General features: G+C 59.9%; 26 protein-coding genes. 15 read left to right on the top strand and 11 right to left on the bottom strand.

Annotated elements, in window-relative coordinates; all coding sequences use genetic code 11:
• Nucleotides 1–16: 16 nt before the first annotated feature.
• Both KGB28_RS23265 and KGB28_RS23270 read right to left on the bottom strand, forming a co-directional pair.
• Nucleotides 17–1,810, bottom strand: a complete 1,794-nt coding sequence (locus KGB28_RS23265; protein ID WP_223448066.1) for a DUF1302 domain-containing protein — start codon at nt 1,808–1,810, stop codon at nt 17–19.
• 211 nt (nt 1,811–2,021) lie between these two features.
• Nucleotides 2,022–2,231: a hypothetical protein gene (locus tag KGB28_RS23270; RefSeq protein ID WP_223448067.1), complete on the bottom strand. Its 210-nt coding sequence runs from the start codon at nt 2,229–2,231 to the stop codon at nt 2,022–2,024.
• Between the two features lie 135 nt (nt 2,232–2,366).
• Here KGB28_RS23270 and KGB28_RS23275 point away from each other — a divergent pair, with 135 nt between their 5' ends.
• Entirely contained in the window at nt 2,367–3,137 is a 771-nt protein-coding gene (locus KGB28_RS23275; protein WP_223448068.1) for an N-acetylmuramoyl-L-alanine amidase, read from the top strand.
• 73 nt (nt 3,138–3,210) lie between these two features.
• On the opposite strand, the gene KGB28_RS23280 is transcribed toward KGB28_RS23275, so the two are convergent.
• From KGB28_RS23280 to KGB28_RS23295, 4 genes are all read right to left on the bottom strand, one after another.
• Complete coding sequence (locus tag KGB28_RS23280; protein ID WP_223448069.1) at nt 3,211–4,122, bottom strand: SDR family oxidoreductase; 912 nt, start codon at nt 4,120–4,122, stop codon at nt 3,211–3,213.
• Between the two features lie 170 nt (nt 4,123–4,292).
• The gene (locus KGB28_RS23285; protein WP_223448070.1) at nt 4,293–5,195 is read right to left on the bottom strand and encodes an alpha/beta fold hydrolase; all 903 of its coding nucleotides are present in this window, start codon (nt 5,193–5,195) and stop codon (nt 4,293–4,295) included.
• Nucleotides 5,195–5,977: a class II aldolase/adducin family protein gene (locus tag KGB28_RS23290; RefSeq protein ID WP_223448071.1), complete on the bottom strand. Its 783-nt coding sequence runs from the start codon at nt 5,975–5,977 to the stop codon at nt 5,195–5,197. The genes KGB28_RS23285 and KGB28_RS23290 overlap by 1 nt, the downstream gene beginning before the upstream one ends.
• Nucleotides 5,978–6,202: 225 nt before the next feature.
• Nucleotides 6,203–6,658, bottom strand: a complete 456-nt coding sequence (locus KGB28_RS23295) for a flavodoxin (RefSeq protein WP_223448072.1) — start codon at nt 6,656–6,658, stop codon at nt 6,203–6,205.
• A 102-nt stretch (nt 6,659–6,760) separates the two neighbouring features.
• On the opposite strand from KGB28_RS23295, the gene KGB28_RS23300 reads away from it, so the two are divergent.
• Together KGB28_RS23300 and KGB28_RS23305 are read left to right on the top strand one after the other, a co-directional pair.
• Nucleotides 6,761–7,237, top strand: a complete 477-nt coding sequence (locus KGB28_RS23300) for a PAS domain-containing protein (RefSeq protein ID WP_223448073.1) — start codon at nt 6,761–6,763, stop codon at nt 7,235–7,237.
• A gap of 54 nt (nt 7,238–7,291) precedes the next feature.
• A complete protein-coding gene (locus KGB28_RS23305) occupies nt 7,292–7,897 on the top strand; it encodes a hypothetical protein (protein WP_150727404.1) in 606 nt (201 codons plus the stop codon).
• A 3-nt stretch (nt 7,898–7,900) separates the two neighbouring features.
• Here KGB28_RS23305 and KGB28_RS23310 read toward each other — a convergent pair whose 3' ends face one another.
• Complete coding sequence (locus tag KGB28_RS23310; RefSeq protein WP_223448074.1) at nt 7,901–8,860, bottom strand: MerR family transcriptional regulator; 960 nt, start codon at nt 8,858–8,860, stop codon at nt 7,901–7,903.
• Nucleotides 8,861–9,083: 223 nt separating this feature from the next.
• Here KGB28_RS23310 and KGB28_RS23315 point away from each other — a divergent pair, with 223 nt between their 5' ends.
• From KGB28_RS23315 to KGB28_RS23345, 7 genes are all read left to right on the top strand, one after another.
• Nucleotides 9,084–9,653: an antibiotic biosynthesis monooxygenase gene (locus KGB28_RS23315; protein ID WP_223448075.1), complete on the top strand. Its 570-nt coding sequence runs from the start codon at nt 9,084–9,086 to the stop codon at nt 9,651–9,653.
• A 173-nt stretch (nt 9,654–9,826) separates the two neighbouring features.
• Entirely contained in the window at nt 9,827–10,537 is a 711-nt protein-coding gene (folM, locus tag KGB28_RS23320) for a dihydromonapterin reductase (protein ID WP_223448076.1), read from the top strand.
• A 20-nt stretch (nt 10,538–10,557) separates the two neighbouring features.
• Complete coding sequence (folE, locus tag KGB28_RS23325; RefSeq protein ID WP_008046221.1) at nt 10,558–11,118, top strand: GTP cyclohydrolase I FolE; 561 nt, start codon at nt 10,558–10,560, stop codon at nt 11,116–11,118.
• A 2-nt stretch (nt 11,119–11,120) separates the two neighbouring features.
• Nucleotides 11,121–11,492: a dihydroneopterin triphosphate 2'-epimerase gene (gene folX / locus KGB28_RS23330; protein ID WP_056728405.1), complete on the top strand. Its 372-nt coding sequence runs from the start codon at nt 11,121–11,123 to the stop codon at nt 11,490–11,492.
• A 96-nt stretch (nt 11,493–11,588) separates the two neighbouring features.
• Nucleotides 11,589–11,885, top strand: coding sequence for a DUF1244 domain-containing protein (locus KGB28_RS23335; RefSeq protein WP_223448077.1), 297 nt, complete (start codon nt 11,589–11,591; stop codon nt 11,883–11,885).
• Nucleotides 11,878–12,216, top strand: a complete 339-nt coding sequence (locus KGB28_RS23340; RefSeq protein WP_223448078.1) for a HopJ type III effector protein — start codon at nt 11,878–11,880, stop codon at nt 12,214–12,216. Before KGB28_RS23335 ends, KGB28_RS23340 begins: the two co-directional genes overlap by 8 nt.
• Nucleotides 12,217–12,455: 239 nt before the next feature.
• Complete coding sequence (locus KGB28_RS23345; RefSeq protein WP_223448079.1) at nt 12,456–13,706, top strand: aspartate aminotransferase family protein; 1,251 nt, start codon at nt 12,456–12,458, stop codon at nt 13,704–13,706.
• A 179-nt stretch (nt 13,707–13,885) separates the two neighbouring features.
• On the opposite strand, the gene trxB is transcribed toward KGB28_RS23345, so the two are convergent.
• A complete protein-coding gene (trxB, locus tag KGB28_RS23350) occupies nt 13,886–14,842 on the bottom strand; it encodes a thioredoxin-disulfide reductase (protein ID WP_150727410.1) in 957 nt (318 codons plus the stop codon).
• 315 nt (nt 14,843–15,157) lie between these two features.
• Here trxB and cysZ point away from each other — a divergent pair, with 315 nt between their 5' ends.
• Both cysZ and KGB28_RS23360 read left to right on the top strand, forming a co-directional pair.
• Nucleotides 15,158–15,910: a sulfate transporter CysZ gene (gene cysZ, locus KGB28_RS23355; protein ID WP_223448080.1), complete on the top strand. Its 753-nt coding sequence runs from the start codon at nt 15,158–15,160 to the stop codon at nt 15,908–15,910.
• Between the two features lie 36 nt (nt 15,911–15,946).
• A complete protein-coding gene (locus KGB28_RS23360) occupies nt 15,947–17,146 on the top strand; it encodes a glycosyltransferase family 4 protein (RefSeq protein WP_223448081.1) in 1,200 nt (399 codons plus the stop codon).
• A 119-nt stretch (nt 17,147–17,265) separates the two neighbouring features.
• On the opposite strand, the gene KGB28_RS23365 is transcribed toward KGB28_RS23360, so the two are convergent.
• The 3 genes from KGB28_RS23365 to KGB28_RS23375 form a co-directional block, all read right to left on the bottom strand.
• Complete coding sequence (locus KGB28_RS23365; RefSeq protein WP_223448082.1) at nt 17,266–18,369, bottom strand: NADH:flavin oxidoreductase; 1,104 nt, start codon at nt 18,367–18,369, stop codon at nt 17,266–17,268.
• A 217-nt stretch (nt 18,370–18,586) separates the two neighbouring features.
• Entirely contained in the window at nt 18,587–19,069 is a 483-nt protein-coding gene (locus tag KGB28_RS23370; protein ID WP_008046206.1) for a glutathione peroxidase, read from the bottom strand.
• 122 nt (nt 19,070–19,191) lie between these two features.
• Nucleotides 19,192–19,677, bottom strand: coding sequence for a peptidylprolyl isomerase (locus KGB28_RS23375; protein ID WP_008150718.1), 486 nt, complete (start codon nt 19,675–19,677; stop codon nt 19,192–19,194).
• On the opposite strand from KGB28_RS23375, the gene KGB28_RS23380 reads away from it, so the two are divergent.
• From KGB28_RS23380 to KGB28_RS23390, 3 genes are read left to right on the top strand one after another with little or no spacing between them, the layout of a single operon-like run.
• A complete protein-coding gene (locus KGB28_RS23380) occupies nt 19,646–19,972 on the top strand; it encodes a DUF3565 domain-containing protein (RefSeq protein ID WP_223448083.1) in 327 nt (108 codons plus the stop codon). The two genes, KGB28_RS23375 and KGB28_RS23380, sit on opposite strands and share 32 nt — an antisense overlap.
• 60 nt (nt 19,973–20,032) lie before the next feature.
• Nucleotides 20,033–22,132 carry a phosphate acetyltransferase gene (pta, locus tag KGB28_RS23385; RefSeq protein WP_223448084.1) on the top strand — a complete coding sequence of 700 codons (2,100 nt, stop codon included), beginning with the start codon at nt 20,033–20,035 and terminating at the stop codon, nt 22,130–22,132.
• On the top strand, nt 22,133–23,038 hold the full coding sequence (locus tag KGB28_RS23390) for an acyltransferase (RefSeq protein WP_223448085.1): 906 nt from the start codon (nt 22,133–22,135) through the stop codon (nt 23,036–23,038).
• Nucleotides 23,039–23,049 lie beyond the last annotated feature (11 nt).

A 23,049-nucleotide genomic window follows, 5' to 3' on the forward strand; every position in this document is an offset into this window, starting at 1 on the left:
ATCCTTTTCAGCCAGATCAGAAGTTCACACCAAAGCTCAACGCCACGAAGTCACGGTCAGTGAGGACGTTGTAGTCCCCGCCGAAAAAGTCGGTGTAACTGAGGCTCGCGGTGTAGGTGTTGCGATAGTCCGCATCGACACCGAGGCTGACGGCCTTGGCGCCTTCGTTGAACAGACCGTTGGGGCCATAGCCGGAGACATCGTGGGACCACGAAAGGTTGGGCCTGACGTTGATCCCGGCGATGAGGTTGTTGTAGTCGAGGATGGCCCGGCCGCGATAACCCCATGAAGTCGAGGTCACGAAGCCGCCGGTATCACCGCCGAATCCATACTGGCCATACACCGAGTCGCGGCCGTAGCGCAGTTTGCTGCGAGGCTCCAGTCCACCGACCCGAACCACCGCGGCCTCGCCCACCAGGGTCAGGCGATCCGCACCTGCGACCTGATCGATGAAGTGCGTCAGGGTGCTCTGGATTTGCGTCACTTCCTTGCGGCGATAACCTTTGTTGTCAGCCCCGGGTGACGTGGCAATGGGCGATGCCGCACCGCCCGCAATCGGATTGAGCATGGCCAGGGTCAGGTCATTGGTGTTGACCTGCACCGGGAGGTTGGGGCGGTAGCTGATTTCCCCGCTCCACGCGGTGCCGGTGGATAAGGTGGTGGAGAAGCTCGCGCCGTAGAGGCGGATGTCCTCCGGGTATTCGAGGTAATACTGGCCGCGACCGAGCATCACGCTTTGGGCCAGGCCCGAACCGCTGCCGGGCACGATACGGTTGGCGGTGGCAACGATCCCCGGAATGCTTGCCAGCGTACTGAGGCCGGCGGTGGTGGTCCCGACATTCGGCGAACGGCTGTGGTAGTTCATGAAGTACAGGCCGTACTCGGTGTCGTCCCCCAGCCAGCGCAACGCCGTACCCCACTGCCCGGAATCCCGGGCATCGCGGTCGCCGCCACGGGGAACGATCACCCCCTCCTTGCTGACTTCGAAGCCCTGGCCAAAGGCAGCCGCAATCGGCTGCAAGGGTGCAATGGCCGGGTTGGCGACGGTGTAGCCCTTGTTGCAGCCGTCCGCCACCACATCGACACCAAAGAACGTGCCGCAGTTATCGACGACCGTCTGGTCCCATTCAAGTTGATAGAAGCCTTCCACGGTCAACTTCTCCGTCAGACCCTGGGAGGCGAACAGCATGTTGACCGGGATCAGCCCCTCCTTGATCTCGGCGCCAGGACGGCGGAACGCGGACACGTCGACCGGATTGATGCTGTTGATCGAATTGCCGATGAAGGTGCTCTCGCCCCAACTGACCACCTGCTTGCCGGCGCGCAAAGTGCCCGGCAAATCGGCGAGGGAATAGTTGTGATAAACGAAGGCGTCGAGAATTTGCCCGCCTGAAGACTTGGCGCCTTCTTTGCGATTGTGATCGCTGATGTCCTTGAACGGGCGGCTTTCATCCTTCAGTTCAAAGTCGTACCAATACTTGCCACGCACGAACACACCGGTGTCGCCGTACTTCAGTTCGAGGTCATGAATCCCCTTGAAGATCTTCGAGAAGGTTTCACCCTTCTTGAAGTTCAGTCGCCCGTCGTCACCGGTCGAAGACTGGCCGGAACCGCCATTGACGGTGCCCACCAGGGCGTCATCCGCATCACGCATGCCCCAGCTCGCGCCGACCGACAGCGAGGAGTCGAACGTCCCCTCGAGTTCCCCGATGTTGAACGAAATGGCCTGTGCCTGGGCGCAGCAACCCAAGGCGACCGCAGCCGCCAGTGCCTGCGGTGTGAAGATGGCGCGCATTGTTGTTTTTGTCATGCGTCTTCCCCGGTGAGTGACAGAAGGCCTCACCCTACTGCCGGGCATCGGGGTCGATAAGCGCACCAAGGAGGTATTCGTGGTGTACCTCTTAAGGATGACTGGCACAGACGACGAGCACCCGATTCCTGACTGTTGCCGCGGCTGCAACAGTGCATGTCCGTAATTGGTATTTTTCCTACGACACCAAGGGCTTATTCTTACCTCGCTGTCACAGTAAACCACCGCAGGCACCCTGTACCGGCCTGCGCCTTGACTGAAAGATTTCAGATGAATTGAGGATTCGGTTCATCGCCCCGTGTTCACTGACGTTGATTTGTAGCTCCTGATCCAACGTCTTACCTTGGCCGCTGCGTTTGCAGCGGCCTTTTTTATGGGCGAGGTTTTTGATGAGTAACAGCTGCCAGGCAAAACTTCGCATGCCTACATTTCTTTCAGAAAGCGCCTACAAGCATAGGTAAACACCAATAGCACTCGAGCCATTAAGTTGAACAGCAAGTCGGCGAACGACTTTTATCTTCGTCCGGCTTCAAACTTACTTATTGCGAGTGCAACCATGAAACCCATCATCTACAACCAGTATCGCTCAACCCGAAGTTTCAACAGTCGAATACGCTTTCTGATTCTTCACTACACGGCCGCTAACTTTTCAAGTTCTGTCAGTGCCCTCACCGGCCCGAATGTCAGCGCGCACTATCTGGTTCCAGATATCACTGACCCCAGTTACCTGAAAGCCGGCCATACCGGGCAGGAAGTATTCAGCCTGGTGGATGAAACCTATCGCGCGTGGCACGCAGGTATCAGTCAGTGGAGTAACCGCAGCAATCTGAATGACACGTCCATCGGCATTGAAGTCGTCAACCTGGCGACCGACAACAAAGGCGAATTCACCTTCCCGCCGTATCACCCCGAACAGATTGCTGCGATTGAACAACTGGCGCTGAACATCCTCAAGCGCTACCCGGATATCACACCGACGCAGGTTTTGGGCCACTCCGATGTTTCAATCGGCCGCAAAAGTGACCCGGGTCCGATGTTTCCCTGGCAGGCGCTTTACTTGAAAGGCGTCGGCGCCTGGTTCGATGAAACCACTCGGGACGAGTATCTGCGCCAATACACCACCTCGGGCGCTCCAGCCCGAAGCGAATTGCTGGGGTTGTTCAAATCCTATGGATACGATGTTTCGGAGGCGTCAACGGAAGGCGGTTTTCAACAGTTGGTGCGGGCATTCCAGATGCATTTTCGCCCGGATAACTTCGATGGAAAAATGGACGCACAAACCGCCGCCAATCTGAAGGCGCTGGTAGTCAAATACTTTCCCCGCTGATCATTGGCAAACGGCTTCCAGCCGACAAATGCAACAACCGGCAAGGTCAGTCAATACGACCTTGCCGGCGCTATCAGAGCGTATATTTATGTAAATTCCCCATCATTTCCTTCAGCGCTTCGATGTTGTCTTTCGGATGCGCCGCGCCTTCGAAGTCGCAAATCTGCTGCCAGTGCGCCGCCACGTCTTCCGGGGAGAAACCTGTCCGTGGATCGAACCCGGCACCGAGGCTGCGCTCCCAGCGGACCTTGCCCATCCAGCCGCCGCCGACTTCGAACAGACCAGCGGTTTCCTCGCAGTTCTCGCTGGCCAGGTACACCACCAGCGGACTGACCAGTTCCGGCTTGAGCTGTTCGAAGACTTGCGGCGGGATCAAGCCTTCGGTCATGCGCGTGCCGCCAGTGGGGGCGATGGCGTTGACCAGGATGTTGTTCTTGCGGCCTTCGATGGCCAGGGTGCGGGTCAGACCATAGAGGCCGAGCTTGGCCATGCCGTAGTTGGACTGGCCGAAGTTGCCATAGATGCCCGAGGTCGACGCAGTGAAAATCACCCGGCCGTAGTTTTGCTCGCGCATGTGCGGCCAGGCGGCGCGGGTGACTTTGTAGGCACCTTCGACGTGGACGCGGTAAACCAGATCCCAGTCGGCGTCATCCATTTTGTGGAAGGTCTTGTCACGCAGGATCCCGGCGTTGTTGACCACCACGTCGACGCGACCGAAGACGTCCAGGGCGTGCTGGACCAGTTTGTCACCGTCAGTGACCGAGTCGTGGTTGGCTTCGGCAATGCCGCCAGCCTCGCGGATCTCCGCAACCACGCGGTCGGCGGCCGAGGCATTGGCGCCTTCGCCCTGGGCCGAGCCGCCAAGATCGTTGACCAGCACTTTGGCGCCCTGTTTGGCGAACAGAAGTGCATGCGTCCGTCCCAGGCCGCCACCGGCTCCGGTGATGATCACGACTTTATCTTCGAAGCGCACAGACTCATTCATGGGGGACTCCAGCAGGCCAAGGGACAGTGAGTCCGAGTTTCAGGCACGGCGCAGCGGGTCACAATGAACACGGGGGAGGCTGAATGGTGGGCGATAAGGCTGGGGGATGATGATCGCGTCGGACAGGATGACGCGACCCCACAGAAGCAGAACAGATTCAACGCTGCGAATCAGGAACACGCCAGCTTGCGCGGCGGCAAGAGCAGTTGATCGCGAAACGCCAGGTAGTGCTTGAGCACCTCGCAGGGCGCCTCGATCTGCGGGTAGTGGCCAATGTCGGGCAACACCACCGTGTCCGCCTCCGGGATCAGCTCCCGGTAACGCTCGACCATGTGCACGCCGGAGACCGGATCGACCCCTCCATCGATCACTCGCAGCGGCACTTCACCGCGTTGCATCGCGCTCACCCAGCGGTTGCGCCAGACGCGTCGCTCCGGGATGTAGGCGATCAATTTGTGCATGATCCGTGGCCCGCGCTGGCTTTCGACCAGGCTCCAGAAGTCATCCATCTGGCTTTCACTGGGACGGGTTTGCGGACCGAAAATCTGCCGAAAGCTTCTCACCAGGCCATCACGACTGAAGGCGCGACCAATCATCCAGCCCAAAGGACTGAGCAAGAGTTTTTGCATCAGTAGCGGGTGGTGGGTTTCCGGAAACAACCCGCCGTTGAGAAACACGCAACTGGCCAGCTCCAACCGCGATTCGTAATGCCGGGCCAGCAGTTCCTGAGCCACGCTGTCGCCGTAATCGTGGGCGAGCAGGTGCACTGGCTGCTCCACATTCAGGTGTTCAAGCAGTGCCTGTTGCAGATCCGCTTGCTCCAGCAGGCTGTATTCATGATTCGCCGGTTTGGCCGAATCGCCAAAGCCCAGCATGTCGCAAGCGATCACGCGAAAGCGCTGGGCCAATGGCTGCCACAGGTAATGCCAGTCCCAACTGGCGGACGGAAAGCCGTGAATGAGCAACAGCGGCTCACCCTGCCCTGCTGTCCAGTAGCGGATGCTCTGGTCACGAAAAATGAATGTCTGGCTGCGCTTGCGCCAGACACACAGAGGGATCTCGGCGAGTGCCATTAGAGTTTATAACCCGGGTCCAGTTTATCGAGTTTACGCAGCAGCGCCGGCCAGGCCAGCGCTCCGCCCATTCCTTGAGCACTTCTGGTGACACCCGCGATCATGGCTTTGGCGCCGGCCAGAATCTGCGGTTCGATGGCGATCAGTTCAGCGGCACCGTTTTGCGCCATGACCTGAATATCGCAGGCACGCTGAAAGGTGAACATCATCAGGAACGTATCGGCGATGGTGCTGCCGCAGGTCAGCAGACCGTGGTTATGCAACATCAGGAAATTGTTTTCACCGAGGTCGGCCTGCAGCCGCACTTTCTCTTCATGGTTGAGCGCCACGCCTTCGTAGGCGTGATAGGCCAGGCTGGAAAGCACGAACAACGACTGTTGGCTGATCGGCAGAACGCCCTGCTTCTGTGCCGACACCGCAACCCCCGAAGCCGTGTGGGTGTGGAGCACGCAGACGACATCGTGACGGACTTCATGCACGGCGCTGTGGATGGTGTAACCCGCCGGATTGATCTCGTAAGGACTGTCCATCAGCTTGTTGCCGGCCTGATCCACCTTGACCAGGCTCGACGCGGTCATTTCGTGAAACATCAACCCGAACGGGTTGATCAGGAAATCTTCGGTGCCGGGCACCTTGGCGGAGATATGGGTGAAGATCAGGTCATCCCAGCCATGTTGGGCGACCAGGTGATAACAGGCCGCCAGGTCGACGCGGGTCTGCCACTCGGCAGCACTGACCTGGTCTTTGACACTGTGTGGCGATTGGAAGGGAGCGACAGTCACGGCAAGGAGCCTCGGTGTTTTTATGATGGAGTGTTTCCAATGATTACCGAGTCTAGTCAGCCCTTGAGGTTCGTGTAGTTGCATTCGCAGCCAGCTTGGTGGCCCTGCGAGTCAGTCGTCCTGTTGCCCTGGAGCCATGTCAAATGACCGGCGTGAGCAAGGGTCTGACAGGCAGTTTTTACCGCACTGTCAGCCCCTTGACTGGCATGGATGCCGGGGTAACGATCAGGCGCGCAATGCGCTGATCAGGTCCGCCAGCCAAGGCTCGGCGTCCGTCTCGGGGGTCACCGTTTCGCTGGCGTCCAGGCGCAGCATCGGCAGTACTTCGCGAATGCCCAGTTCACCGAACAATTCGCGCATCTGCTCGCCGCCGCCACAAAAAGTATCGCCATAACTCGCATCGCCCAATCCGATCACTGCACCTGGCAAACCGCGCCAAGCCACTGGCAATTGCTCACGAATGCTCGAATACAGCGGTTGCAGGTTGTCCGGCAGCTCACCCATGCCGGTGGTCGACGTCACCGCCAGAAAGGCTTCGGGGCCAAACACCTGGACATCGGCGAGGGTCGCACGCGGGTTGTGCCAGGTTTCGAAACCGGCGGCTTTCAACAGGCTGGCGGCGTGGCGGGCAACTTCTTCGGCCGTGCCGTACACCGAGCCGGAAATGATGGCGACTTTCATCAATCTGATCCTGAATCCGAGTAAAAGACCCGGATATTAACACCACGGTCGTGATTATTCTTTTAGAATGCAATTGACAATCAATCAGGAAAGGATACTCCGATGATTAATGCACAGCTGCTGCAAATGGTAATCAACGCCTCCAACGACGGTATCGTGATTGCCGAAAAGGAAGGTGATCAGGACAAAATCCTCATTTACGTCAACCCCGCGTTCGAACGCCTGACGGGGTACTCCAGCGAAGAAATCCTCTATCAGGATTGCCGCTTCCTGCAGTCGGGGGATCGCGACCAGGAAGCCCTGCCGCTGATTCGCGACGCCTTGAACGGTGAAGGATGCTGCCGGGAAATACTGCGCAACTACCGCAAGGACGGCACACCGTTCTGGAACGAGCTGTCCCTTTCCACGGTGAAAAATCCAGCGGACGGGCAAACCTATTTTGTCGGTGTGCAGAAAGACGTCACCGTGCAGGTCAAGGCGCAACAGCGCGTGACCCAGTTGGAGGGGCAGTTGGCTGAACTCCAGGCCGAGCTTGCCGCGCTCAAGGCGACGAACGGTAAAAACAAAATTCAGAATTAATGGTCAGTAACTACAATCACCAATGACTTTGTAACCCTATCTTTCGAGCTGGCCATGCAACGCGACGCGCTCCTGACCCAGGATGAGCTGGATTTCATCCAGGCCATGCAACACAACCCGCAACTCAATGTGCGGGACGCGACGTCGAGTCTGCTCGTCAACGGTGGGTCGCAAATCCGTGACCTGCTCACCCGTCTGGCGGCCCATGAGCAGGTCACCATTCAAGCCAGTTTCGAAAACCAGCAAATGACCTTCCCCCTGCACCTGGTGGAAGACGAGTTTCATGCGCTGCATTTGCGCCTCGGTGTGCCGAGCATCTATGAAGACGGGCCGATGGCCCGGCCTTGGCGCCTGGTACTGGACGAACCGGTAGCGCTGGAAAACGCCAAGGGTCAACCCGGCACCCTGTGGGTACACGAAGTGTCGTGCAAAGGGGTTCTGCTGGAGGTTCGCAACAAGACCAAGCCACCGAAGCATTTCGCCTTGTGGTTCAGCCCATCAGGCTATGAGCGAATTGCCTTGCGTGGCACTTTCGAGAAAGAAAACGAACAGGGTTTCTTTGCCTATCAGCTGAGCCAGAACGATACGGATGAAACCGAGCGTCTGCGCCAGTTCATCCTGCAACAGCATCGTTTGACTCATCCAGCGCTGCATCTCTGAACTTCAAGTATCCAGATTACCCGCCAGGAACTGCTTCAGACGCTGGCTCATGACCTCCCCTGCATTGCCCAGGCAACCGATCGATGACCCGGCCAGGCTCTCCTGTGCCAGGTCGCAAGCATCGCCGGCCAACAACAATCGACACTCCAGACTCATGGCCAGGCGATTCAAGCGCCGTGGCAACTCGGCAGTCGGCGCATGATTGGAAAACAGCACCAACGCCAAGGGCTTGATCCTTTCACACGTCAGCGCCAGTTCCTCGAACGGCTGGCCCATGTTCAGCACGCGAACGGCCACTGGCCCGGAACTCAGGAACAGGGCGGCGACCAGCAGTTCCAGCTCCCGGCACTGGCCAACCAGGGCACAGATGACCACACGACGCGACTGTTTGTCGCGCAGCAACAACAGACGCTGCACCACCCGGGAACGCAGAAAACCATCCAGGAACAGCCACTCGCTGGTTCCACCGAACTGGACCAGGCGTTGCAACAACTGCTTCCAGACAGGGATCAGAATGTCCTGGAACACCACCGGCAGTGAGTAACTGGAAAAGATTTGCCCGTAGACCTGCTCCAGCCGAATGTCGTCAAACCCGTTGACCGCAGCAAGCACCAGCTGCTGCCACTGCGCGTAATCGGCTTCCACGAGGCTGTTGGGGATGATGTGGGACAGCGCCTGGAGCGGCTCGGTCCTGGCCAGGATCTTGCCGATCCTGCTGACCGCAACACCGCGCTCGATCCAGCCGAGAATGCTACGGACACGCTCAATATCGGACATCGAATACAGTCGATGCCCGCTATCGGTGCGTGTTGGAACAATCAGGCCGTGGCGTCGTTCCCAGGCTCGAAGCGTGACCGGGTTGACACCTGTCAGTCGCGCCACCTCCCGAATGGGAAAGAGTTCTTCCTGTTCGAGAGCGACGGCCTGCGTGGAGCCTGAAGCGACGTCAGTAAATATGGGCATCCTGTTGAAACATCCCTGTATCGTCCGAGCGTTATTCTAACGCCCCTGCCCCGTAAAGTTTCCGTAAAGAATCAATGCCGCGAATCAGCGGATAAACGTCACAGACGCCACGGGCAGAATCAGGAATAATCCTTGCTTGTTTCGAGTCGCAGCCCACCACCCCGGCGCTGTGCCTGGCGAAGCTCCTATCCGGAGCGACGCAAATGCCTTACGGAGATACACAATGTCTACCCCACCCGTCACGCTGATGGTTGCGCGCCGCGTTGCCAATGGACGCTATCAAGACCTGATCGCCTGGCTGCGCGAAGGCGAACAACTGGCCACCGACTTTCCCGGCTACCTCGGCTCCGGCGTACTCGCACCGCCACCCGGCGATGACGAATTCCAGATCATTTTCCGCTTCGCCGACGAACAGTCCCTGCACGTCTGGGAGCATTCGGCCTCGCGCAGCGCCTGGCTCGGACGCGGCAGCGACCTGTTCGCCCACCCGACGGAACATCGGGTCAGCGGTATCGAAGGTTGGTTCGGTGCCGTCGGTCAACGCCCGCCGCGCTGGAAACAGGCCGTGGCGATCTGGCTGGCGTTCTTTCCGGTCTCGCTGCTGTTCAACTTTGTGCTGGGCCCGCTGATGAGTGACATGAGCCTGCTGCCGCGGGTATTCATCAGCACACTGTGCCTGACGCCGCTGATGGTTTACCTGTTCATTCCGTTGTCGACCCGTTTGCTGGCCAATTGGCTTATCAGTGCGCCAACGCGACCGCTGCCCGCAGAACCCACCGTCCAAAATCGCTGATCCCCCTGTGGGAGCGGGCTTGCTCGCGAAGGCCATGTATCAGTCAATATTTGTACTGTCTGACACCACGCTTTCGCGAGCAAGCCCGCTCCCACACAGGCCCGTTTTTGCACAATAGGTATAGCGCTCCCGTCGCTGGTATAGTTTTGCTCTCACCGCGATGCGAGCCGTTCATGACTTCTTCCGCAGCCCCTATTCTCATTACCGGCGCCGGCCAGCGTGTCGGCCTGCACTGTGCCCGGCGATTGCTGGAAGATGGCCATCGGGTGATTTTCAGCTACCGCAGCGAGCGCCCCGGCGTACAAGCCCTGCGCGACCTGGGGGCCACCGCGGTGTTCGCGGACTTCGCCAGCGAGACCGGGATCCTCGCCTTCATCAGCGAACTGAAATCCCACACTGACTGTTTGCGGGCGATTGTCCACAACGCCTCCGAATGGCTGGCCGAAACGCTGGACACCGACGCCGCGGCATTCACCCGCATGTTCAGCGTGCACATGCTGGCGCCCTACCTGATCAACCTGCATTGCGCCGAACTGCTGCAACGCTCAAGCCCCGCCGACATCGTGCACATCAGCGATGACGTGACCCGCAAGGGCAGCAGCAAACACATCGGCTATTGCGCCAGCAAAGCCGGGCTCGACAGCCTGACCCTGTCCTTCGCCGCCAGGTACGCACCGGCCATCAAGGTCAACGGGATATCGCCGGCCCTGCTACTGTTCAACCCTGAAGACGACGCGGCCTACCGCGCCAAGGTGCTGGCCAAATCCGCACTGGGCATCGAGCCCGGCAGCGAAGTGATCTACCAGAGCCTGCGCTATCTGCTCGACAACCCTTATGTCACCGGCACCACCCTGACCGTCAATGGCGGAAGGCACATCAAATAAGTGTCCCGCGAGGATTTTCCATGACGTTATCCCTGCCCCAGAATTATCGAGAGATCCTTATCGGTCTCGGTGAAAACCCCGACCGCGAGGGTTTGCTCGATACGCCGACGCGTGCAGCCAAAGCCATGCAGTACCTTTGCCATGGTTATGAGCAAAGTGTCGAAGAGATCGTCAATGGCGCGCTGTTCGCCTCCGACAACGATGAAATGGTCATCGTCGACAACATCGAGCTGTACTCGCTTTGCGAACACCACATCCTGCCCTTCATCGGCAAGGCGCATGTCGCTTATATTCCAACCGGCAAGGTGCTGGGCCTGTCGAAAATCGCGCGGCTGGTGGACATGTTCGCCCGGCGCCTGCAGATCCAGGAAAACCTCACCCGGCAAATCGCCGACGCGGTGCAACAGGTGACCGGCGCGGCAGGCGTCGCAGTGGTCATCGAGGCGCAGCACATGTGCATGATGATGCGCGGCGTCGAGAAACAGAATTCGACCATGAACACCTCGGTGATGCTCGGCGCCTTCCGCGAGTCGAGCAACACCCGCCAGGAGTTCCTGCAATTGATTGGACGGAGCAAGTAGCAATGCCACAACTTCAGCCAGGCATGGCACGCATCCGGGTCAAAGACCTGGGCCTGCGTACCTTCATCGGCATCAACGAGGATGAAATCCTCAACAAGCAGGATGTACTGATCAACCTCACCATTCTGTACGCAGCCCAGGAAGCGGTAAGGGACAACGACATCGATCACGCGTTGAACTACCGGACCATTACCAAGGCGATCATCGCCCATGTGGAAGGCAACCGCTTTGCGCTGCTCGAACGCCTGACCCAGGAAATTCTCGACCTGGTGATGGCTAACGCATCGGTGCTGTACGCCGAGGTCGAGGTCGACAAGCCCCACGCGCTGCGATTCGCCGAGTCGGTGTCGATTACGCTTGCAGCGAGCCGCTAGCTTCAAGCCACAAGCGCCAAGCTGTAAACTTGCAGCCACCGCCATCCAACTTGCAGCTTCAAGCGTGCCGCTTGAAGCTGACTCGCAGAGACCGCCATGACCGATCAACAACGCCTGGAACTCGAAGCCGCCGCCTTTCGTCGGCTGGTGGCCCACCTGGACAGCCGCAAGGATGTGCAGAACATCGACCTGATGAACCTCTCGGGTTTTTGCCGCAACTGCCTGTCCAAGTGGTACAAGGCCGCGGCCGACGACCGCCAGATCGAGGTCAGCCTCGACGAAGCCCGTGAAGTGGTTTACGGCATGCCGTACGCCGAATGGAAAGCCCAATATCAGCAAGAAGCCAACGCCGACCAGCAAGCGGCGTTCGCCAAAGGAAAACCCAATGAGTGATTTGAACACCCTGCGCGCCAGCCTCAAAAGCGGCGAACACGCCTTCGCCGACACCCTGGCCTTCATCGCCGCCGGTTACGACTACCAGCCTCAGGCCTTCAACAACGGTGGCGTGGAAAACGCGGCCGGGCAGAACGAAGGCTCGTGCAAGACCCTGGGCCTGGCGCTGCTCGAAGGTTTGAGTGATGAAGAAGCGTTGCTGGCTTTCGGCGAGCATTACCGCTCGGTGCTGGCGACGCCTGAAGGCAGCGACCACGGCAACATCCGCGCGTTGATTGCCCATGGCCTGGCTGGTGTGAATTTCACCCAACAGCCGCTGACCCGCCGCTGATTCAAATTGTAGGAGCAGCCGGTCGACGCACGACTGCTCGCGAAAAACCCAAGAGCACCGCTGGGCATCTGGTTTTACGCGTAATCGTTCACCACCATCGCGAGCAGGCTCGCTCCTACAGATGATCGACAGTACAACCCGACTTTTAAGATTGACCCGGCAACTTTATTTCGTTTGCCCCGTACCACCGCTCACGGCTTAGATAAAAAGAAGTCCTCCTTCTTCCGAGCCGGTCATTCATGCGCAGCGAAACCATCAGCCAGTCGATCAACATCGTTCACCCTGTCACGCTCAGCCACGGCAAAAACGCCGAGGTCTGGGACACCGATGGCAAGCGCTACATCGACTTTGTCGGCGGCATCGGCGTGCTCAACCTCGGCCATTGCCATCCGCGCATCGTCGAAGCCATTCGCGAACAAGCCACCCGACTGACCCACTACGCGTTCAACGCTGCACCCCATGTGCCTTACCTCGAACTGATGGATCGCCTCAGTGCGTTCATGCCGGTGGGTTACCCGGTCAGCGGCATGCTCACCAACAGCGGCGCGGAAGCGGCGGAAAACGCCCTGAAGATCGTCCGTGGCGCCACCGGCCGTACCGCCGTCATCGCCTTCGACGGCGCTTTCCACGGCCGCACGCTGGCCACCCTCAACCTCAACGGCAAAGTCGCGCCCTACAAACAGAAAGTCGGCGTGCTGCCAGGGCCGGTGTTTCACCTGCCCTTCCCCAGTCAGGACAACGGCGTCACCTGTACCGAGGCCCTCAAAGCCATGGAGCGCCTGTTCAGCGTCGAGATTGATGTCGAAGACGTCGCCTGCTTTATCGTCGAACCGGTGCAGGGCGAAGCGGGCTTCCTGGCCATGGAGGCCGAGTTCGCCCAGGTGCTGCGCAAGTTCTGCGACGACAAGGGCATCGTGCTGATCGCCGATGAAATCCAGTCCGGTTTCGGCCGAACCGGCCAGCGCTTCGCGTTCTCGCGGCTGGGCATCGAGCCGGACCTGATCCTGCTCGGCAAAAGCATCGCCGGCGGCGTGCCGCTGGGTGCGGTGGTCGGGCGCAAGTCGCTGCTGGACAACTTACCCAAGGGCGGGCTCGGTGGCACTTACTCCGGCAACCCCATCGCCTGCGCAGCGGCACTGGCAACCCTCGACGAAATGACCGATGCCAACCTGCATGCCTGGGGCACACAGCAGGAAGAAGCGATTGTCGGCCGCCATGCAACCTGGCGTGCGAACAACCTGACGCCATACCTGGGACGCCTGACCGGTGTCGGCGCCATGCGTGGTATCGAGCTGATCAACGCCGATGGCTCGCCCGCAGCCGCGCAGTTGACGCAGCTGCTGGCGCTGGCGCGGGATGCTGGTTTGCTGTTGATGCCCAGTGGCAAGTCGCGGCACATCATTCGCTTGCTGGCGCCGTTGACCATCGAGGCGACAGTTCTGGAAGAAGGACTGGATATCCTTGAAGCCGGCCTGAAGAAATTGACCTGAGCAAAAATCCCTGTGGGAGCGGGCTTGCTCGCGAAGAGGGAGTGTCAGTCGACATCAATATTGACTGACACTCCCTCTTCGCGAGCAAGCCCGCTCCCACATTGGAATGTGATCGGGTTGTAAATCGTGGGCACAAAAAACCGGCCGAAGCCGGTTTTTTCAGTTCAACGAAAGCAGAATCAAGCGTTCTGCAGATCGTCGAGGTAACGCTCGGCATCCAGTGCCGCCATGCAACCGGCGCCAGCGGAGGTGATGGCCTGACGGTACACGTGATCAGCCACGTCACCGGCGGCGAAGATACCTTCGAGGTTGGTGGCAGTGGCGTTGCCTTCACGGCCGCCCTGCACAACCAGGTAACCGTCTTTCAGGGTCAACTGGCCTTCGAACAGCGAGGTATTCGGAGTGTGGCCGATGGCGATGAACACGCCGTCGACTTTCACTTCGTCGAAGCTGCCGTCGTTGTTCTTCAGGCGGGCACCGGTCACGCCCATGTTGTCGCCCAGCACTTCGTCCAGGGTCGCGTTCAGCTTCAGCTCGATCTTGCCTTCGGCAACACGGGCATTCAGCTTGTCGATCAGGATCTTCTCGGCGCGGAAAGTCTCGCGACGGTGGATCAAGGTTACCTTGCTGGCGATGTTGGCCAGGTACAGGGCTTCTTCAACAGCGGTGTTGCCGCCGCCGACCACAGCCACAGGCTTGTTGCGGTAGAAGAAACCGTCGCAGGTCGCGCAGGCCGAAACGCCTTTGCCCATGAACGTTTCTTCGGACGGCAGGCCCAGGTAACGAGCGCTGGCGCCAGTGGCGATGATCAGTGCGTCACAGGTGTAAGTCGCGCTGTCGCCGGTCAGGGTGTACGGCTTGGCAGCGAAGTCGACGGCATTGATGTGATCGAACACGATCTCGGTTTCAAAGCGCTCGGCGTGCTCGCGCATCCGCTCCATCAGCGCCGGGCCGGTCAGGCCGTGGACGTCGCCCGGCCAGTTGTCGACTTCGGTGGTGGTGGTCAGTTGACCGCCGGCCTGCATGCCGGTGATCAGCAGTGGCTTGAGGTTGGCACGGGCGGCATAGACCGCAGCGCTGTAACCGGCAGGGCCGGAACCGAGAATAATCACTCGCGAATGACGGACTTCAGACATGACCTGCTCCTGTTGACCGGCCTGGATTACCTGGCGCGGAACGCCGGATTGCCGGCTGGAATAAAAAAGAACGGTTGAAAGCACTTGGGGAAGGCTTGAACCCGACCGTCCTGTAAAAAGATTGGGTGCAGCGTATCGAGGGGGCGAAGATTAAGGAAATACGGTTTAACAATCCAGCTCATAGGTGGTCTCTATGCCATCTGGCCGACGATATCGACGTCTTTGTTACAGTGAATGTCGATACCGCCACCGCGCTTTCGCCTGTGAAGCAAAGCCGGTAAGGTCGGCGCGTTTTCCCTCTGCTTGGAGCCTCTTATGCCCGCCCCTGTTCTGTCCGGCCCGCAATACCTGCGCGAAGGCCTCAAGCTGGTGCTGAGCCCCAGCCTGCGTTTGTTTGTGCTGTTGCCGCTGGCAATCAACCTGGTGCTGTTCGTCGGATTGATCTACCTGGCCGGCCATCAATTCAGCCTGTGGGTCGACACCTTGATGCCCTCCCTGCCCGACTGGCTGAGTTTTCTCAACTACATCCTCTGGCCATTGTTCGTAGTGCTGGTGGTGTTGATGGTGTTCTTCACCTTCACCATGCTCGCCAACGTCATTGCCGCGCCGTTCAACGGCTTCCTCGCGGAGAAAGTCGAAGTGGTGGTGCGTGGCACCGATGACTTCCCGGCCTTCAGTTGGGGCGAGCTGATCGCGATGATTCCGCGCACCCTGGCCCGGGAGATGCGCAAGCTCGGCTACTTTCTGCCCCGGGCAATCGGGCTGTTCATCCTCTCGTTCATCCCGGTGGTGAACATCATCGCCGCGCCGCTGTGGCTGTTGTTCGGGGTGTGGATGATGGCGATCCAGTACATCGACTACCCCGCGGACAACCACAAGCTGGGCTGGAACGAAATGCTCGCCTGGCTGCGCCAGAAGCGCTGGCAGAGCATGAGCTTCGGCGGCAGCGTGTATCTGGTGCTGCTGATTCCGGTGGTCAACATCCTGATGATGCCGGCGGCCGTGGCCGGGGCGACGCTGTTCTGGGTGCGTGAACGCGGCGCGGAAAACCTGGTGACCCAGCGCTAAGTCACAAATCCATCATCCCGACGTCACACTGACGACATGGCCCCAGCCGACACTGGGGTCATGACGACAGCTCTGCATATCACCCTGATCACCGAAACCTTCCCACCGGAAATCAACGGCGTGGCCAATACCCTTGGTCGCTTGTGCGACGGTTTGCGCGCGCGCGGGCATCAAGTGGAATTGGTGCGGCCGCGTCAGGGCTGCGATCAGCAGTTGGGCAGCGACGATGAATTGCTGCTGTGCCGCGGCTGGCCACTACCGGGCTATCCCGGCCTGCAATGGGGTCAGTCGTCGATGCACAAACTGCTGCGGCGCTGGACGCGTCACCGCCCGGATGTGCTCTACATCGCCACTGAAGGACCACTGGGTCTCTCTGCGCTGCGTGCGGCACGACGACTGGGGATTTCCGTGGTCAGCGGTTTCCACACCAATTTCCAGCAATACTCCAACCAGTACGGGTTTGGTTTGCTCACGCGCCTGCTGACTCACTACCTGCGCTGGTTCCACAACCGCTCGACCATGACCCTGGTGCCCAGCGTCAGCCAACGCCTGGAACTGGAGCGACGTCAGTTCGAACGACTGGCGTTGCTATCCCGTGGGGTCGACAGCGAATTGTTTCACCCGGCCAAACGCTTGAATGCCCTGCGCGAGCAATGGGGACTGGCCGAGGCAGACATCGCCGTCATTCATGTCGGACGCCTGGCCCCGGAAAAGAATCTCGGCTTGCTCAAGCGCACCTTCAATACCCTCAAGGCGAGTTATCCCCAGCGCACACTGAAACTGATCGTGGTCGGCGATGGCCCGCAGCGCCAGGAACTGGAAAACGAAATGCCCGAGGCGATTTTCTGCGGCACCCAACGGGGTGAAGCCCTGGCGTGTCACTATGCCTCGGGCGACGTGTTTCTGTTTCCGAGCCTGACCGAAACCTTCGGCAATGTGGTGCTTGAAGCACTCGCTTCGGGGCTTGGCGTGGTCGCCTACGACCAGGCGGCAGCGGCCCAGCATATTCGTCATGGCTACAACGGCGTATTGGCGATGCCGGGGGATGAAGAGGCGTTCTGCGATGCAGCGGCATGGCTGCTGGAGGAAAGGGAAGCGTTGCGCAATGTGCGGCTCAATGCGCGCCAGCATGCCAGTCGCCAGGGTTGGGCGTCGATTATCGAGCAGTTCGAGGGACAGTTGCGTGGGGCATGTGCCGGGGAGATGGTGGTGCCGAATGCACCGACTGTTCCCTGATCTTTTGGTGATTTGAAGTCCGCCATCGCGAGCAAGCTCGCTCCCACAAGGGATCCATGTCATGCACAAATCCGGTGTGGGAGCGGGCTTGCTCGCGAAAGCGTCAGTCCGGACGCCGCTTAAACCAGCGTCATCAACGCCTCACGGCTGAACGGCAGAATGTCTTCCTCACGGCCGTCGCGTACTTTCTGCGCCCAGTCCGGGTCCACCAGCAAGGCACGGCCGACCGCCACCAGGTCGAACTCATCGTTGTTCAGGCGCTCCAGCAGTTTTTCCAGGCTGGCCGGTTGCGCGACCTTGTCGGTGTTGACCATGAATTGCAGGAACTCGCCATCCAGACCGACGCTGCCCACGGTGATGGTCGGTTTGCCGGTGAGTTGGCGGGTCCAGCCGGCCAGGTTCAGCTCGGAACCGTCGAACTCCGGCTCCCAGAAGCGGCGGGTCGAGCAGTGGAAAATATCCACGCCCGCGTCGGCCAGCGGCTTGAGGAACTCGCCCAAGGCTTCCGGGGTTTGCACCAGACGCGCGGTGTAGTCCTGTTGCTTCCACTGGGAGAAACGGAAGATGATCGGGAAACCTTCACCGACCGCGGCTCGCACGGCCTGAATCAATTCAATGGCGAAGCGCGAACGGTTGGCCAGGCTGCCGCCGTATTCGTCGGTACGCTGGTTGCTGCCTTCCCAGAAGAACTGGTCCACCAGATAACCGTGGGCACCGTGGATTTCCACGCCGTCCATGCCGATGCTCTGGGCATCCTTGGCGGCCTGGGCGAACGCGGCGATCACGTCCTGGATGTCTTGTCTGGTCATGCCGTGCACCACGATCTGACCTTCCTTCACTTTTTCCGACGGACCATAACCCGGCACGCTGGCGTCCGGTTCGGTGCCGATCCGGCGTACGCTGCCCACATGCCACAACTGCGGAACGATCTTGCCGCCTTCGGCGTGAACGGCGTCGACGACTTTCTTCCAGCCGGCCAGGGCCGCTTCACCGTAGAAATGCGGAACGTTCGGGTAGCCGTTGGAAGCCTTGTGACCGACGGTGGTGCCTTCGGTGATGATCAGGCCGACGCCCGCAGCGGCGCGACGACGGTAGTATTCGATCACTTTGGAATTAGGCACGCCGCCCGGGGAAAAGGAGCGGGTCATCGGCGCCATGACGACGCGGGTCGGCAGTTCGAGGGTGCCGAGGTGGAACGGTTTGAACAGGGCTTTGACGGGCATGGGACGCTCCACGGGAAGTAATTTTATGACGGCGATAATATGGAGAGTCCACCGCATTGAACAGCATTATTGATTTTGGTGATTAAGAACTAAAAGGTACGAAATACTGTAGGAGCGAGCTTGCTCGCGATGAGCCAGAGAATGCCGCGCCGTATCAGGCTTACAGCGTTATCGTTGGCGACCATCGCGAGCAGGCTCGCTCCTACAGGGGGAGATATCAGCTCAGCGCTTTTTCAATCGCGTGAACGATGGTCGGATCATCCGGCGCCGTACGCGGCGAGAACCGAGCCAGTACACGGCCGTCCTTGCCCAGCAGGAACTTCTCGAAGTTCCAGGTGATGTCGCCGGGAAATTCCGCGCCCTCGCCCGCCAGCAAGCGGTACAACTGATGACGGTCATGCCCGTTGACTTCCAGTTTGCTGGACAACGGAAAGGTCACGCCATAGTTGAGGCTGCAGAAGTCCTTGATCTCTTGTTCGGTCCCCGGTTCCTGCCCGGCAAACTGGTTGCACGGCAAGCCCAGCACGCTGAAGCCTTTGCCCTTGTATTGCTGATAGAGGTTTTCCAGCGCCGCGTACTGCGGGGTCAAGCCGCATTTGGAGGCGACGTTGACCACCAGTACGACTTGGCCCTTGAAAGGCGCCAGAGGTAGCTCCTGTCCATCCAGGGCTGTCAATTTAAGGTCGTGAAAAGCACTCATGGCGTACTCCAGATTCCCGTGTTCTTCTCGAAACAGCCACTTGGCGGTGTCGTCAGGGACAGCCGCAGACTAAAGAGGCGCCCATAGGGCGCCTCTCCAGTTATCTGAGCTTAGCGCAGAAATCAGTGGTGATGGCCACCTTCGCCATGGACGTGGCCATGAGCGATTTCTTCCTGGCTGGCGTCACGGATGTCGATGATCTTGACCTGGAAATTCAGGCGCTGACCGGCCAACGGGTGGTTGCCGTCAACGGTGACGTCGTCGCCGTCCAGATCACGGATGGTCACGATCTGCATCTGGCCGTCCGGAGCGGAAGCGTGGAACTGCATGCCCACTTCCAGCTCATCGACGCCTTCGAACATGCTGCGGCTCAGGGTGCTGACCAGTTCGGCAGCGTATTCGCCGTAAGCGTCTTCCGGCTCAACGGCTACGGTCAGCTCGTCGCCGACAGTCTTGCCTTCCAGAGCCTTTTCCAGGCCCGGGATGATATTGCCTGCGCCTTGCAGGTAGACCAGCGGCGCGCCGCCGGCGGAGCTGTCGATGACCTCACCAGCGTCGTTGGTCAGGGTATAGTCGATGGAGACAGCCTTATTGGCGGCGATCAGCATGGGGCGAGACCTTTTGCATAAGAAGATTGAAAGGCCAAGTTTAGCGAAGCAATCGACCGAAAGCGAACACAACCCGGACAAACGGGATTCGACGATCACAGGCTTCCACCAGGACGAGGACGGACACTGGGTGGTCGAGCTTTCCTGCGGCCACACCCAACACCTGCGGCACCAACCGCCATGGCAATCACGTGCCTGGGTCATGGACCCTGCGCAGCGCCAGGAAAAAATAGGCCAACCCTTTGCCTGCGGTTGGTGCGCACAGGGCTCGGTTAGCGATAACCTTGGCGACTGAATTTCGGTAGACGACCAGTTATAGGTCATCACCTTTGCAATGCACCTTTAGAGAATCCGCATGCAAACTTTTTTTATCGCGCCCACCGATTTTGGTGTGGGTCTGACCTCCATCAGCCTCGGGCTGGTGCGTACCCTTGAGCGGGCCGGGCTCAAGGTCGGTTTTTTCAAGCCGATTGCCCAGCCGCATCCGGGCGACACTGGCCCGGAACGTTCCACTGAACTGGTGGCGCGTACCCATGGCTTGAAACCGCCCCAGCCCTTGGGCCTGGCCCATGTCGAGCGCATGCTCGGCGACGGTCAGCTCGATGAGTTGCTCGAAGAAATCATCACCCTTTATCAGCAGGCTGCCATCGGCAAGGACGTGCTGATCGTCGAAGGCATGGTGCCGACCCGCAGCGCCAGTTACGCCGCGCGGGTCAACCTGCACCTGGCCAAGAGCCTCGACGCCGAGGTGATCCTGGTCTCGGCACCGGAAAACGAAGTGCTGACCGAACTCTCAGGTCGCGTCGAGTTGCAGGCGCAACTGTTCGGCGGCCCGAAGGACCCGAAAGTCCTTGGTGTGATCCTCAACAAGGTCAAGACCGCGGAAAGCATGGAGGCCTTCGCCACACGCCTGAAGGAGCATTCGCCGTTGCTGCGCAGTGGTGACTTCCGCTTGCTCGGCTGCATTCCGTTCCAGCCGGAACTGAACGCCCCGCGCACCCGCGACGTTGCCGACCTGATGGGCGCGCAGGTACTCAACGCCGGTGACTACGAAACCCGACGCATGACCAAGATCATCATTTGCGCCCGCACCATGCGCAACACCGTGGAATTGCTCAAGCCCGGCGTGCTGGTGGTGACCCCCGGCGACCGCGACGACATCATCCTCGCCGTCAGTCTCGCGGCCCTGAACGGCGTGCCGCTGGCCGGCCTGCTGCTGACCAGCGACACCCTGCCCGACCCACGCATCATGGACCTGTGCCGCGGCGCCCTGCAGGCCGGGTTGCCGGTGCTGTCGGTGAGTACCGGTTCCTATGACACCGCCAACCTGCTCAATGGCCTGAACAAGGAAATTCCCATCGACGACCGCGAGCGCGCCGAAATCATCACCGATTTCATCGCCGGCCATCTCGATGCCAACTGGTTGCATCAGCGCTGCGGCACGCCACGGGAAATGCGCCTGTCGCCAGCGGTTTTCCGTTATCAACTGATCCAGCGCGCCCAGGCGGCCAACAAGCGCATCGTGCTGCCCGAAGGCAGCGAGCCGCTGACCGTGCAGGCCGCCGCGATCTGCCAGGCCCGTGGCATCGCGCGCTGTGTGTTGCTGGCCAAGCCCGAGGACGTGCAGGCCGTCGCCCGCGCCCAAGGCATCGAGCTGCCGCCGGGACTGGAAATCATCGATCCGGACTTGATCCGCGAGCGCTATGTCGAACCGATGGTCGCGCTGCGCAAAAGCAAAAGCCTCAACGCGCCGATGGCCGAGCAACAACTGGAAGACACCGTGGTGATCGGCACCATGATGCTGGCCCTGGATGAAGTCGACGGTCTCGTGTCGGGCGTGATCAACACCACCGCCAACACCATCCGCCCTGCCCTGCAACTGATTAAAACCGCGCCGGGCTGCACCCTGGTGTCGTCGGTGTTCTTCATGCTGTTCCCGGAAGAGGTGCTGATCTACGGCGACTGCGTAATGAACCCGCATCCAAGTGCCAGCGAACTGGCAGAGATCGCCCTGCAAAGCGCTGATTCGGCCGCCGCCTTCGGCATCACGCCACGGGTGGCAATGATCAGCTACTCCAGCGGCGAGTCGGACAGCGGCGAAGAAGTCGAGAAGGTTCGCGAAGCCACCCTGCTCGCCCACGAACAACAGCACTCGCTGCTGATCGACGGCCCCTTGCAGTACGACGCCGCCGCCAACGAAAGCGTGGCCCGGCAATTGGCGCCGAACAGCCAGGTGGCCGGTCGGGCCACGGTGTACGTGTTCCCCGACCTCAACACCGGCAATACCACGCACAAGGCCGTACAGCGCAGCGCCGACTGCGTCAGCCTCGGGCCGATGCTGCAAGGCCTGCGCAAACCGGTGAACGATTTGCCCCGTGGCGCGCAGGTCGATGACATCGTCTACACCATCGCCCTGACCGCGATCCAAGCCGCCAACCGACCTATGGATGTGTAAATGCTGGACTTCCTACCTGCTCCGCTGCGAGGCGTGATCGCCTCGCTGCTGTTGGCGCTGAACACGATTTTGCTCTGCTCGTTCCTGTTCTGCGTGGCGCTCGTCAAGGTATTGCCGTTCGCCTTCACCCAGCGCCTCTCGGGCTGGCTGATGAGCCATACCCACGAAGCCTGGATCAGCATCAACAAAGGCTGGATGAACCTGGTACGCCGCACGCGCTGGCGCATCAGCGGCCTGCAAGGCCTCGACTATCAGCACTCGTACCTGATCACCAGCAACCACCAGAGCTGGGTCGACATCCTGGTGCTGCAATACGTGCTCAACCGGCGCATTCAGCCGCTGAAGTTCTTTCTCAAGCAGGAGCTGATCTGGGTCCCGGTGATCGGTCTGGCCTGGTGGGCGCTGGGCTTTCCGTTCATGAAGCGCTACTCCAAGGCCTATCTGGAAAAGCATCCGGAGAAGAAAGGCAAGGACCTGGAAACCACCCGCAAGACCTGTGCGAAATTTCGCGACAACCCGGTGGGCATTTTCAACTTCGTCGAAGGCACGCGCTTCACCGAGGGCAAGCACAAGCAACAGCAGTCACCCTTCAAGTACCTGCTCAAGGCCAAGGCAGGCGGCATTGCCTTTGTGCTGGATGCGATGGGCGAGCAGCTTGAATCCCTGGTCAACGTGACCATCCACTACCCCGCCGGGCGTCCGGGTTTCTGGGATTTGCTGTGCGGGAATGTGGCGGACGTGGTGGTGCACTTTGAAGAGCTGAAGATTCCGCCGCAGTTCATTGGCAAGAACTATGACCAGGACGGCGAATACCGCCTGCAGTTTCAGGGCTGGATCAACCAGTTGTGGCAGGACAAGGATGCGTTGCTGGACCAGATGCACCGCGAATTTCCAGGCAAACACTAATCCCCTGTGGG

The sequence above is a fragment of the Pseudomonas sp. BF-R-19 genome (assembly GCF_019956445.1).
In the GTDB taxonomy this organism is placed as follows: Bacteria; Pseudomonadota; Gammaproteobacteria; order Pseudomonadales; family Pseudomonadaceae; genus Aquipseudomonas; species Aquipseudomonas fluorescens_BH.

What these genes read in the sequence shown, in the direction of transcription:
- KGB28_RS23275 (WP_223448068.1), top strand. Translation starts at nt 2,367, where the DNA reads ATGAAACCCATCATCTACAACCAGTATCGCTCAACCCGAAGTTTCAAC.
- KGB28_RS23365 (WP_223448082.1), bottom strand. Translation starts at nt 18,369, where the DNA reads ATGCCCGTCAAAGCCCTGTTCAAACCGTTCCACCTCGGCACCCTCGAA.
- KGB28_RS23370 (WP_008046206.1), bottom strand. Translation starts at nt 19,069, where the DNA reads ATGAGTGCTTTTCACGACCTTAAATTGACAGCCCTGGATGGACAGGAG.
- KGB28_RS23360 (WP_223448081.1), top strand. Translation starts at nt 15,947, where the DNA reads ATGGCCCCAGCCGACACTGGGGTCATGACGACAGCTCTGCATATCACC.
- KGB28_RS23335 (WP_223448077.1), top strand. Translation starts at nt 11,589, where the DNA reads ATGACCGATCAACAACGCCTGGAACTCGAAGCCGCCGCCTTTCGTCGG.
- folE (WP_008046221.1), top strand. Translation starts at nt 10,558, where the DNA reads ATGACGTTATCCCTGCCCCAGAATTATCGAGAGATCCTTATCGGTCTC.
- KGB28_RS23305 (WP_150727404.1), top strand. Translation starts at nt 7,292, where the DNA reads ATGCAACGCGACGCGCTCCTGACCCAGGATGAGCTGGATTTCATCCAG.
- KGB28_RS23390 (WP_223448085.1), top strand. Translation starts at nt 22,133, where the DNA reads ATGCTGGACTTCCTACCTGCTCCGCTGCGAGGCGTGATCGCCTCGCTG.
- KGB28_RS23280 (WP_223448069.1), bottom strand. Translation starts at nt 4,122, where the DNA reads ATGAATGAGTCTGTGCGCTTCGAAGATAAAGTCGTGATCATCACCGGA.
- KGB28_RS23315 (WP_223448075.1), top strand. Translation starts at nt 9,084, where the DNA reads ATGTCTACCCCACCCGTCACGCTGATGGTTGCGCGCCGCGTTGCCAAT.
- KGB28_RS23300 (WP_223448073.1), top strand. Translation starts at nt 6,761, where the DNA reads ATGATTAATGCACAGCTGCTGCAAATGGTAATCAACGCCTCCAACGAC.
- KGB28_RS23310 (WP_223448074.1), bottom strand. Translation starts at nt 8,860, where the DNA reads ATGCCCATATTTACTGACGTCGCTTCAGGCTCCACGCAGGCCGTCGCT.
- KGB28_RS23265 (WP_223448066.1), bottom strand. Translation starts at nt 1,810, where the DNA reads ATGACAAAAACAACAATGCGCGCCATCTTCACACCGCAGGCACTGGCG.
- KGB28_RS23340 (WP_223448078.1), top strand. Translation starts at nt 11,878, where the DNA reads ATGAGTGATTTGAACACCCTGCGCGCCAGCCTCAAAAGCGGCGAACAC.
- trxB (WP_150727410.1), bottom strand. Translation starts at nt 14,842, where the DNA reads ATGTCTGAAGTCCGTCATTCGCGAGTGATTATTCTCGGTTCCGGCCCT.
- KGB28_RS23375 (WP_008150718.1), bottom strand. Translation starts at nt 19,677, where the DNA reads ATGCTGATCGCCGCCAATAAGGCTGTCTCCATCGACTATACCCTGACC.
- KGB28_RS23380 (WP_223448083.1), top strand. Translation starts at nt 19,646, where the DNA reads ATGGAGACAGCCTTATTGGCGGCGATCAGCATGGGGCGAGACCTTTTG.
- KGB28_RS23345 (WP_223448079.1), top strand. Translation starts at nt 12,456, where the DNA reads ATGCGCAGCGAAACCATCAGCCAGTCGATCAACATCGTTCACCCTGTC.
- pta (WP_223448084.1), top strand. Translation starts at nt 20,033, where the DNA reads ATGCAAACTTTTTTTATCGCGCCCACCGATTTTGGTGTGGGTCTGACC.
- KGB28_RS23295 (WP_223448072.1), bottom strand. Translation starts at nt 6,658, where the DNA reads ATGAAAGTCGCCATCATTTCCGGCTCGGTGTACGGCACGGCCGAAGAA.
- folX (WP_056728405.1), top strand. Translation starts at nt 11,121, where the DNA reads ATGCCACAACTTCAGCCAGGCATGGCACGCATCCGGGTCAAAGACCTG.
- KGB28_RS23285 (WP_223448070.1), bottom strand. Translation starts at nt 5,195, where the DNA reads ATGGCACTCGCCGAGATCCCTCTGTGTGTCTGGCGCAAGCGCAGCCAG.
- cysZ (WP_223448080.1), top strand. Translation starts at nt 15,158, where the DNA reads ATGCCCGCCCCTGTTCTGTCCGGCCCGCAATACCTGCGCGAAGGCCTC.
- KGB28_RS23270 (WP_223448067.1), bottom strand. Translation starts at nt 2,231, where the DNA reads ATGCGAAGTTTTGCCTGGCAGCTGTTACTCATCAAAAACCTCGCCCAT.
- folM (WP_223448076.1), top strand. Translation starts at nt 9,827, where the DNA reads ATGACTTCTTCCGCAGCCCCTATTCTCATTACCGGCGCCGGCCAGCGT.